Annotated in this window: 4 protein-coding genes; all 4 read right to left on the bottom strand. The window is 31.5% G+C overall.

Annotated elements, in window-relative coordinates; all coding sequences use genetic code 11:
• Positions 1-4,379, bottom strand: a 4,379-nt coding sequence (locus tag IRZ78_RS25720; RefSeq protein WP_194620392.1) for a non-ribosomal peptide synthetase, incomplete at its 3' end; no start/stop codon positions are given.
• A gap of 124 nt (positions 4,380-4,503) precedes the next feature.
• Positions 4,504-10,422, bottom strand: a complete 5,919-nt coding sequence (locus IRZ78_RS25725) for a non-ribosomal peptide synthetase (protein WP_194620394.1) — start codon at positions 10,420-10,422, stop codon at positions 4,504-4,506.
• 49 nt (positions 10,423-10,471) lie between these two features.
• Positions 10,472-11,461: a TauD/TfdA family dioxygenase gene (locus IRZ78_RS25730; RefSeq protein WP_194620403.1), complete on the bottom strand. Its 990-nt coding sequence runs from the start codon at positions 11,459-11,461 to the stop codon at positions 10,472-10,474.
• A 2-nt stretch (positions 11,462-11,463) separates the two neighbouring features.
• Positions 11,464-12,817: condensation domain-containing protein (locus tag IRZ78_RS25735; protein ID WP_228520623.1), on the bottom strand; the 1,354-nt coding region annotated here is incomplete at its 5' end.

A 12,817-nucleotide genomic window follows, 5' to 3' on the forward strand; every position in this document is an offset into this window, starting at 1 on the left:
GCAATTAACGATAACGATAAGTGTTCAAAATGAAGAAACATTTTCTCAATAAAGGCCAAGTCATAAATATCAGTATTATACTTAATACCTAAAGTCAAAGCATCTGATTCTATAAAATTAAATTCTATATCAAATTTAGAAGTCGTGTTTTTGTAATTATAAGAATGAACTTCAAAGTCTATAATATCTTCTTTTTCAAAATTATTTAATTTTTCCTGACTTTGTAAGGTCACAATAATATCAAAAAGCACTGATCTGCTAATGTCTCTTTTAAAATTCAACTGGTCGATTAACTCATCAAAAGGATAATTTTGATGCTCAAAAGCCTGTAGTAAGACTTCTTTTTCATGATGTACTATGGTCATAAAATCAGCATCTTTTTCTACTTTTGTTCTCAATGCAAGAGTGTTAAGATATAATCCAACCTGATTTTCTAAATCGGGATGCTCTCTGCCTGCTATTGGCGAACCAACAATTATATCTTCGTTTCCGGTGTATTTATGCAGCAATGTATTTATAACAGACATCAATGTCATAAATAGTGTTACATCATGTTCTTTTGAAAAGAGGTTTAATTTCTCTAAAAAGGAATTCGAAAATTCATGCACTTGATAATCGCCATTGTATGTTTTGATCAACGGGCGTTTTTTAACACTTGGCAAGTTTACAACCCCAAGATCTCCACTAAATTGGTTTAGCCAATACTCTGCAGAAATTTTGTATTTGTCTTTTTTAACTTCCTCGTTTAGCCATACTGCATAATCTTTATATTGAATATTCAATTGTGGCAAGTCAATCTCTTTATCCTGAAGCAAAGCGTTATATATTTTAACAACTTCTACTGCAAGGATTTCCATTGACCATCCATCTCCAATAATGTGTGGAAGCGTTATTGAAAAAACATATTCTTGATCTTGCGTTTTTATTAAAGTTGTACGAAGCAAAGGTGAATTTTCCAGTTCAAATGGTTTACTGTTTTCTTTTGCAAAATATTTGTCAAGAGAATCATCGGTTAGATCAGTATGGCTGAAATCTAAAAATTGCATTTTAAATTCAACATCTTCTATTGGAGTTATTATTTGACGAATCTCACCGCTTTTTGATGGCTGAAAAGAAGTTCTTAAATTCTCATGTCTGTTGATTAAATGGGTAAATGCTGCTTCAAATTTTTCAATATTAATTGTGCCTTTAAATTTCAATATGGTCTGCATGTTATAGGCCAAAGAAGCTTCCTCGAACTGGCTTAAAACCCAAAATCTGTTTTGTGAAGCCGTTAAAGGATAAGAATCCTGCTGGCTTGTTTTTTCAATTGAAATGAATTCATTATCTTTTAACTGATCAACCAATTCTTTTATGGTTGGATTCTCAAAGAATAATCGCAAGGAAATGGTTTTCCCCAGTTCTTTATAAATTCTGTTAAAAACCTGAACTGCTACTAAACTGTGTCCACCCAATTCAATAAAATTATCATTTATTCCAATTTTTTCAATTTTTAAAAGATCCTGCCAAATTTCTGCTACCTGACGTTGTATTTCGTTTTGTGGTGCCACGTATTGTGCTCTCAAAAAGTTTTGAACGCTAACATTTGGAAGCAATTTTCTATCGATTTTTCCATTAGAGGTAAGAGGTACTTTATCGATATTAACAATAAAGCCCGGATTCATGTAAGCCGGTAATTTTTCTTTTAAAAAATGATTCAGCTTTGTTTTATCTATAATCTTATTACAAACCAGATAAGCAATAAGTATCTTATCGTCATTCATCTCTTTGGCATCCACTACAACCTGAGCAATATCGGTGGAAAATTCAAGGATTGTTTTTTCAATTTCTTCCAGTTCAATTCTGTATCCTCTAATTTTAACCTGATGATCTTTTCTGCCCAGGTATTCTATATTTCCATCGGGAAGCCAACAAGCCAAATCCCCAGTGCTATATAACTTTTGAGTAGTATTGAACGGATTTACAATGAATTTTTCGGCTGTTAAATCTGATCGGTTCAAATAGCCGCTGGATACCCCTGATCCGCCCACAAAAATTTCTCCTACTTCACCAATATGACAAGGTTTTGAATCTTTATTTAATATGTAAATCTCAGTATTGGCGATTGGTTTGCCTACAAGTATTTTTGAATCGTTGCTCAAAACCTGACTCACAATACATCCTACTGTACATTCTGTAGGTCCATATTCATTGTATATTTCTATATCTTTTCGTATGTTTTGAAGAATCTCAATGTGATAATTAAGCAGCTTTTCACCTCCACAAATAATTTTTTTAATAGTTGTATTTTTTATTTCCACATCTTTTAACAGAGAAATATGCGCAGGGGTAATTTTTAAAGTATCGATTTGAGCATTGTTAAAAGATTCCTGAAGCAAAACATTAATTTCTTTATCAAAATTTGAAATCCAAAGTTTTCTTCCTCTTATCAGACTTAAAAACAAGGCTGTTATAGAAAGATCAAATGAAATCGAGGTAAATAATCCCCAGTTACCTTCTTGAGCATTTTCAAAATAAAATGTATTGCACCATTGCACATAATTAAGCAGGTTAGAATGCCTTATAGTACATCCTTTTGGGTTTCCCGTTGAACCAGAGGTATAAATACAGTAGGCTAGATCGTTTTTATCATATTCAATTTTTTGATCAGGATTATTCGATTTTGCAATCTCATCAAAACATGGAACCAAAACACTATAATTGGCTAAATCAAAATCGACAGTTTGATTAGGATCAGATATTAAAACTTTACAGTTTGATTCCTGCAAAATATAATTAATGCGTTCATGGGGATAATTTGTATCTATAGGAATGAAATAAGCTCCCGCCTTTAAAATTGCCAAAACACTTATTACATACCAATCTGTGGCATTCCCCAGGTAACATACTGCATCACCTGGCTTTATATCATAACGCTCTATTAGGTAATTTTTTAATTGATTGGCTTTCTGGTTTAGTTCCTGATAATTAATTTTAAAATCATCATTTAATAAGGCAATATTCTCCGGATTAGCGATGACTTGAGCCTCGAATAATGATATCACAGAATGAGTTTCAGCAAAGTGTTTTTGAGTTGCATTTGATTTAGCAATAATCTGGTTTTCCAGTTCGCTAATCTCACTGTCAAAAGCATCCAGTTGTGTAGGGGCTGTAAAATGATTTTTTAATTGTTCCGATACAATATTTTGTGCAGCTGGTGCAAATGCTTCTTTGTTAAAATATACTTCTACAGCTATACTATCACCATTGTCTATGCATGATAATTTTAAATCAAAAGAATCCTGTATAAGAGTAAGATCCTTAATCTCAAAAATATTATTTTGCCATTCCTTTTTTGATAAATCGATATATTCAAAACAGTATTTAAAGTAAAAATCGGCACTGTTTTTTATTTTATTGTCTCTGTCAATGGTAAAAAAATCCGACCAGTCACTTACATTATTAAGTTCTGCAGCAATAGTATCTGCCGTCTGTTTTAAAGATATTGTGTCAAAGGTGTTGAACTTAAAGGGAATAATGTTATTTACATACCCAAAGGTGTTGGCTAATTCTTTATATTTTCTCTCAAAGGGAATATATCCAATGCTTACTTGATCTTCTGCAAATAACATTAGATATTTTAAGTAATTGTGCAACAGAACAATTTCTATTTTAACATCATTGTTTTCACAGTAGGCTTTTAAACTGTTATAGTCTGCCTTTTCGATATTATGCACTTGTCTTTTTGAGGCTCTAAAAGAGTCTGTTATATCATTAAACGGAATTGTTTTGTTTCCAAAATCTGCTGCGTAGTTTTTCCAAAAATCTACCGCTTCTACTTCCGGTTCATTAATTAATTCGTTCTGCCAGGAACTAAATCCTGAATATTCAATTTTTTCAGCCTGTATGTTTTCTTTATTTTCAGTATTATTTTCGGCATTAATTTCATCAATTAAATATTCACAGAACAATAATGGACTGTAAGAATCACTCCATAGAGAATAGAATCTGATATAAATAAATTTAATTTTTCCGGATTCTTTTGCAAAACAAAAACGTAAAGGCTGATTCTTTAAAGGGTCATAAGGGTAATTAAATTGTTCTTCAACTGCTGAATCTGTATGATTGGCATTTAAATCTACTTCTACCCACTCTGTTTTAGTATCAGCGGCATCAATCTGAATTGGATAAGTAAATCCATTACTTAACATCATTTTGTAGTGTAGGATTTCGTTTTTACGCACTACTTGCTCAATATATTGCAGCAGTTTATCCTGTCCGATATCAAATTTTAATTCAATTTTTATTTGATTAAAGTATTGTCCGATATTACCTAAAGCCCACAGGTTTTTTTGGTTTTCTGATAATTCGTATCCTTCAATATTGCTATTAATTCCCATGATTTGATTTTGTTAAAAGTTTTTATTTTTTAAATTGGTTTTGAGTTGTTATGTCGTTTTTAAACCATCTCTTTGCTCTTTGCTCTTTTACTCTAGTATTGCAAATGCGGTGACTTAGCCAATCTTACTTTAAAAATTTTGAGAGTTTATTAATATTATTTCCAATTATTTTCTCTTTTGCAAGTCCGGCTTCAATAGTATTTTCTTCATTTCTGGCCAATGCATGTACTGTATTGTTTAAAGTTTTTGCATTCTGCGTGATTGAAATTTTCTTTTTATTTTCAAATCGAAGCGATAAATGATCAAATGCTGTATTCAGTTCAACTGCAAACAATTCTAAAGTAAATTTTAAGTAGTCGACAAGGTCCTGAATGATTTGCTGATCAAATTTATTTTGATTATAATCGAATTTTATTTTGAAATTTGACTCTGATGGTACGACTTCAAAATTGAAATCAAAATTAGTCTGGAGGTTTAAATCGATCTGACCTATTTCTCCCATATCTAAATTTTCATCCAGATTTAAATCGTGTACCACATAATTCTCAAAAATCATGATCGTACTTATCAGGCTTTTATTTAAAGTGCTTTGCGTCTGTACTTCAGATATATTTAAAAAATGGTGTGGTGTGCTGTCTATATTTTCGTTTTGAAGTCTTTTTAATAATTCTTTTGGTGTTTCCTTACTTCCATATCTAACACGCACAGGGATCGTATTGCTAAATAACCCTACAATAGTCTCTACCCCATTTAATTCTGCCGGTCTACCAGAAACAATAGCACCAAATATGACATCATTTGTATCGTTGATTCTCGATAACATATAGCCCCAAACGCCTTGAAAAAATGTACTATTGGTTATATCGTTTTCATTGCATATTGAGTTTATTTTTTGCCATAAATCATTTTCAATAAAGAACTCTTTGGTAATTAGTGCATAACCTTCTTCATTTTTATTAAAAGGAAGTTGTGTTGCCTCATTAAATCCTTCTAAATAATCTCGCCAGTATTTCAGTGAAGTACCTTTATCTAATTTTGATAACCATTGAATGTATTTAGAATATCCTACTGGTTTTTGTAGTGTTACTTTTGTATTGTGCTGTAATGATGACAACAGATTACTAAAGTCATTGATTAATATACTGGTACACCAGCCATCCAGTAATATGTGGTGATAGTTCCAAATAAATTCATATTCTCCATCTTTTACCTCTATGACATTTAATCGGATTAGAGATGGTTGGTCGAAATCAAATAAGACTGTTTTATTGGTCTGTTTTATTTGGTTTAATTTTTCTTCAATACTATTTTCATCTGCAATAAGTTTATCAAATTTGAAATTTGCTGTCACTTTTTTATACACGATCTGAAGCATTTCTTCCCCTAATTTATTGGTAAAGCTAGTTCGCAGCACGGCGTGTCTGGCTATTAACTGTTCAAAGGCTTTTTTTACATTTTCACTGTTAAAATCTGCAAAGTATAGCCTGTAGGAGACTTGATTATAGTACAAAAGATCTTTTTTATCTAATAACCAATGGTAATACATTCCCTGCTGTAAAGGAGACAATTCATAAATGTCTTCTACCATGTTATAATGTTTTACACCAGTAAGATCTGAGTATTGGATTTTTTTATATGTCAGGTCAGATGGCGTTAAGTAATTTTGTTTTTTACCTGAGAGTTCCTCGATAAGATTTTGAAGATTTTCTCTGTAAGCATTAGTTAATCTTTCTATAGTTTCTCTATTAAATAAACTGCCTGAATAGCGAATTGACATGTGAAGCTCCCCTGAAATCATTATTCCTGAAACATCCAGAAGGATTTCTCCTTTGCCATTTACTGTGGCTAGAGATGCTCCAATATTTTCTGACGAAAATTTAAATAAAGGCTCTTTATTTTCTTTAGTCTGATGGCCAAAATCTCCTAAATAATTAAATTCAATACTTGGTTTCAATTTGTTTGAAAACGGTTTATCCAGATAACTCAAAATACCATAACCAATACCTTTACCCGGTATTTTACGTAAAGATTCTTTAATCGATACTATTTCATAACCTCTTGATCTGGAAAGATCCAAAATAACAGGATATACACTGGTAAACCATCCAATGGTTCGGCCAATATCGATTCCATCTATTATTTCTTCCCTTCCGTGACCTTCCATTCTCACAGCAGTTTTTTCAATTCCAAATACATCCCGAATTGCCATTGCAAGACCTGTTAAGAGGATATCATTAATCTCTGTATTGTATATATGATGTATCTGCGTCTGTAATTTCTCTGTTAGGGATGCATCTAATACCAAATTAATCAATTCGTCCAGCTTAGATTTTTTTGGTTCTTCTCTATAATCTGTTGGTAATAATGGTATTATCTGGCTGGAAACATTCTCCCAATATGCACGCTCTTTTTTTACGTTTTCACTCTTAGCATAATCAAGTTGTGAAGCAGTCCAGCGTTGAAAAGAATCTGTTTTTAATGGTAACTTTTTTTCATTGTTAGAAGAGATTGACTCATATAAGGTGGATAAATCTTCTAAGAAAATACGCCAAGAAATGCCATCGATAACCAAATGATGAATAATGAGGGCCAAACGGTCTCCGTCTTTAAGTCTAAAATGCCCAACATGAACCAATACGCCTGAGCCAATATCAAAACCGGACTGTAATTCTTCTCCAATTCTATTTAAAGATTCTAATTCATTTGGATCTTCCCTGAGGTCATAAAAATTAATTTTATAATGTTTTCCCGAAGCATCATTATTGTACTGCAGCCATTGATCATTGATAAAACTATACTGCATTCTTAAAGCATCATGATGCAATATTAATTTTGAGATACAGTGCTCTAAAACTTCCTGATTAACAGCAACTTTACTTTTTAAAAGCACCGATTGGTTGTAATGATTTTTATTGATAATAGTTGAACTCTGAAAGAAATAATTTTGAATTGGGCTTAGTGCCACATGTCCTGTTACTTCTGACTGATCTACATTGATGGTATTCGATTTTATGAATTTTGCTAAATCTTCCAGTATCGGATTTCTTAAAATCTGATCCACTTTTAAACTATAACCCAATTGTTTTAATCTCGAAACAATTTGGATGGATTTAATCGAATCACCTCCATAATTATAAAAATTGTCTTTCACACTAATGCGATCGTGTTTTAAGACATCCAGACAAACTGAAACTAAGAGTTCTTCTTCTTGTGTTCTTGGAGAAATATATTCCTCTTTGATAAGATCTTTTTCTACAACTTCTGCTAGTATTTTTTTATCAATTTTTCCGTTCGCAGTAAGGGGCATAACCGGTAACTGAATATAATAACCAGGAATCATATAGTCTGGCAAAATCTTGCTTAAAGTATTTTTAAGGTCTTTTTTATCAATTTCATTACCTGAAACGTAATAGGCTACAAGATATTTTTCGTTATCATTTTCTTTTACAGTTACTACAGACTGACTAATAGCTCCGTAGCTGGAAATTAGCTGTTCTATTTCTCCTAATTCTATTCTGTGGCCTCTTAATTTTACCTGATCGTCGAGTCTACCAAAATATTCAATATTGCCATCTGGCAGCCAGCAGGCCAAATCTCCTGATTTATATAAACGTTCTCCCTTTACAAAAGGATTATTAATAAATTTTTCTGCAGTAAGATCCCTTCGATTAAGGTAGCCTGATGCCAGTCCGCAACCTGCTATATATATTTCTCCCTTAACTCCAATAGGGCAGTAAGATTGATTTTTATCTAATATGTAAATCGATGTGTTGGCAATTGGTTTGCCTATTAAAATCGTTTGATCATCTTCTTTAATTTCTTTAACAATACAGCCAACAGTGGATTCCGTAGGTCCATATTCATTATAAATACAGATGTCCTTATTGATTTGCTTTAATATCTCTATTTGATACTTTAGCAATTGCTCTCCGCCACAAATGATTTTTCTTATGGATGATTTTTTAATATCTAATTCTTTCAATAATGAAACATGTGCAGGGGTTAACTTTACAGTATCAATTTTTGGATTATTAAAGGTTTCTCTTAGCAATTCAATGATACTTTTGTTAAAATTACCTAGCCATAATTTCTTGCCTCTTGACAGACTTGTAAATATAGCAGTAATGGTTAAATCAAAAGAAATTGATGTGATGAGTCCCCAATTTCCAAGATCAGGATTCTCAAAATAAAATTCATTAGACCATTGAATGTAGTTTAATAAACTGGCATGACTTATAGCACAGCCCTTTGGCTTGCCTGTAGAGCCAGAAGTGTAGATACAGTAGGCGAAATCCTGAGGATCGATATCAATCTTATGATTTTTTCTCTCTACGCTGTAAATTTCTGTGTCAAAAGGATTAATTACCTGAACTGAATCTTGGCTCTTTGGTGCATTATCCTCAGTAACCAATACACTGCAATTTGATTCTCTGATGATGTGCTCTATTCTGTCTTTTGGGTATTTTAAGTCAATAGGAATGTAATAGGCTCCTGCTTTCATTATACCCAGAATAGCAATTATAAACCATTCTGTACCTTCACCTACAACACATACGGCATCTCCTTTTTTAATATTATGTTTTTCAATGAGATAATTTTTAAATTGATCTGATTTATTGTTTAGTTCTAAATACGTCAGCTCTTTTTCATTGGTAAACAACGCTATATTTGCAGGAAAAAAACAACTCTGTTGCTCAATTAATGCTACAATTGAATCATATGTCGGAAATTTTCTCGCAGTTGAATTTGCCGTTTTTATAATTTGTTTTTGAGTTTCACCCAATTTATTTTGCTTGTCCATAACCAGCAGTTGATCATACATGATATCAAACTGATCTGAAAGAACATCAATATCGTTTTGGCTCAAACAATTTTCGTTGTAATAAAATGCGACAGAAACAGAATCTCCTGAATCAATACAGGAAATTTTTACATCGAATGTATCCTGTACAGAAAACAAGTCCTCTACTTTAAATTCATTTGAAAAACTTTTGTTCTCTAATTTTAAATCTATATACTCAAAGCAATAATTAAAATAGGATTCTTTTGATAAATTATCTGATTTCTCTCTTCCTAATGTGAAAAAATCAGACCACTCTTCTACAATATTCAGTTGAGATTCGATGTAAGATAACGCTTCAATTATGCCCAACTTATCCAGTTTCTTAATCTTTAAAGGAAGATTTTTTGAAACTAATCCAATAGTCTCATCGAGTTCTTTATATTCTCTTTTAAAATTAGAAATACCAATAGTTATCTCATTTTCAGAAAATAAGTGCAAATAATTTATATAATGAAAAAGAAAAACAGATTTGATTTCGCAGTCATTATCAGAACAAAACTTTTTAAGGGTAGCATAATTTTCTCCATCAATAAAAGTGATTTGTTTCTTTTTAGGTAAAAACCCTTTTTGGGATTTAAAGAATGGCACTAAAGTCTCTGTAAGCTGATAATTGTAATTTTTCCAAAATACTTTTGCTTCTCTCTCGGGCTGAGCAATTAAGTCATTTTGCCAGGCACTAAAATTGATGTAATCAATTTTTTCCTGATCAATACTTTGGTTTTGATCTGATAAAATTGCCATAAATATTTGTCTGCACAAATTGTGGCAGCTGTTAATATCTCCCCATAAAGAATATACTCTTACGGCAATATGTTTTACTTTGCCAGACTGTTTTACAAAACAAAATCTAATGGGACTATTTTTTGCAGGATCATATCTAAATCCTAAAGCATCATTTATCTCCTGTGTCATAAGATCAGGATTCATCATCTCAATTTCATTCCAATCTGTGGCAGTATCTGCAGACTCAATCTGAAAAGGATTATGAAAATTCAAATTATGAATTAACTTGAATACTAAGATTTTGTTACTTTTTTTAACAATGGTAAATGCATTAAGAAAATCTTCAATAGACAAATCAATCTTAATCTCTAAGATTATTTGATTGTAAAAAACTTCTGGGCTGTTTTTAGATACATACCACAAATTCTTTTGATTCTCTGATAATTCATAACCTTCAATACTATCATTTATATTCATAATTTTTTATGCTTTTAAAATTTTACATCTTGCTATAATAGGGATATGATTAAGAAATGGAAACAATGATTTTTCGTTCTCCTTTGTATGGGTTTCTTCCATGTGAAAAAAGATAATTATCTAAAAACAATACATCTCCACTCTCCCATTGAAACTCCACTATGGATTTTTGGTAAGCCAATTTTAATTCTTCAATTTCATCTTTTGATATTTCTGAACCATCGCCAAAAAATGTATTATTAGGCAATTCGTCATCAGAATTAATAGATCTTAAAAAGTCTTCATGCAGCATATGTTTATTAAAAAACATACCGTGATTAAACCAGACCAATTCTTTTGTCAGGGGATGTTCGCAAATAGCCTCTTTTTTCCATGTTAGTATCAATTCATTCTCACCGGCCCATTCAAAATCAATTCCGTTTGAAAGACACTCTTCCTGGACCTGAATTTTATCTGAAGTCTGAAAAACTTCCTGCCATGATAATCCCAATACACCACTTAAATTTCTTCTGTACAGGACACCTTTTTCTTTAAATTTATTTTTTAAAACTTCATTTATGTGACCAAGAACAAGTCGATTGTCTGCAATAGGAGTCTCGCCTCTGTACTCTGAAGCAATTACACAGCAAAACACAATGCGATGCGGCGGATTCATAGCATATGAATTTTCACTATGCATATTGATATTTTCATCTTCTGGATAAGTGGTAGATACATATACATTATCACCTAATTCAAATCTTGGAGAAGATCTGAACTTGTATTCTAAAAGTTCCTTTGGAAACATAGCCATCAAATCCTGAAATTTTTCCACCGAATTGATTTTAAAATCCCTGAATAATATCGCACCGTAGTTTAAAAGAGAACTTTCAAAATATTTGTCATTTTCCAAAAACCAATTCTTTAAATTATATCCGGAATTAATCGGACTAATCACCAAAGGATATTTTTTGTTTTCAAAAAATGATGTTTTAACATCTTCATTTAAATTGATTTTTTTTATATCCTGATTCTTCAACTTATTAATTCTACTTATCATAATTATTTTTTTAAAAGATTAGAGAGTTTGTTTAAATTCCTTTTTTTGATTTCCTGGTTTGATTTTTTAAATTCCTTAATAGGGAGATTTGAATTCTTAAATATTTTTTTCATCATTTTTTCGAAATCGTTGAAGAGTCTTTCGATTTCAAATTCTTCAAAAATATCTGTATTGTATTCCAGGGTTAATTCCAGATTATCAAATTGATTAAAAACAAAATTGAGATCGAATTGCGAGGCCTTTCTTTTAAATTCGAAAGCTTCTATTTCAAATGCATCAAATCCTTCATAACCAAGATTTTTGTTTGCTAAATTGAGACTCATCATTACATCAAATAAAGGTGCCCTGCTGTTGTCTTTTTTTAGCTGCAAGGCATCAATAAGATCCGTTAATGGGTAATTTTGATGTTCAAATGAAGTCAACAAATTATTTTTTTGATCTTTAAGTAAATCGTAAAAAGTGTTATTGCCCTGCATGATTGTTCGGATGGGAATAATGTTTAAAAACAATCCTACTAAGTTTTCTAAGTCCGGATGATCCCTTCCTGCTAATGGCGTTCCAATTATGATATCGTGCTGTTCAGAATAGGTGTACAATAAAACATTTATACCACACAGCAAAGTCATAAATAAAGTCACTTCGTGAGCTTTGGAATACTCTTTTAATTCAGTTGTAAACTCCTGCGAAAATTGAAGCTCTTTTTTACTGCCATTAAATGATTTTATTAAAGGCCTTTTTTTACTGTTTTCAATATTTAGTACAGGTAATGTTCCGCTAAATTTTTCTAACCAGTACTGCTTTGCTCTTATGTACTCGTCTTGATTGCTGTTTTTCCAAAAAACAAAATCTTTAAATTGAATTTTAAGATCCTCAACATCACTTTTAGTATTATCAATAAGCATTTTATAAAAGTGCAATATGTCTTTAACTATAATTTCTAATGATCTGCCATCTCCTATAATATGATGCATCGAAAAGAAAAGGATGTATTCATTATCCTTAATCTTTATCAAAGAATTCTTAATTAATACCCCGGTTTGCAAGTCGAAAACTTCATTGCTTTTGGTATCTATATAATTGAGAACTTTAGCTTCGAGATTGGATTCTTGTGTGAAATCAACTTTTTCAATTGTACAATGAATTGCTTTTTTATCCAAGACAAATTGTTCAACAATTCCATCTTCATTTATATTGAATGAGCTACGGAGTATTTCATGTCTCTCGATTAGCAAACGGAAGGATTCTTCAAGTTTATCGATAACTATGTTTCCTTTAATTTTTAAGGCTACAGGTATATTATAGGCAAGCGACCCGCCTTCAAATTGACTTAATATCCACAACTGTTTTTGAGTTGAG

The sequence above is a fragment of the Flavobacterium sp. CSZ genome, assembly GCF_015350725.1.
Taxonomy (GTDB): domain Bacteria; phylum Bacteroidota; class Bacteroidia; order Flavobacteriales; family Flavobacteriaceae; genus Flavobacterium.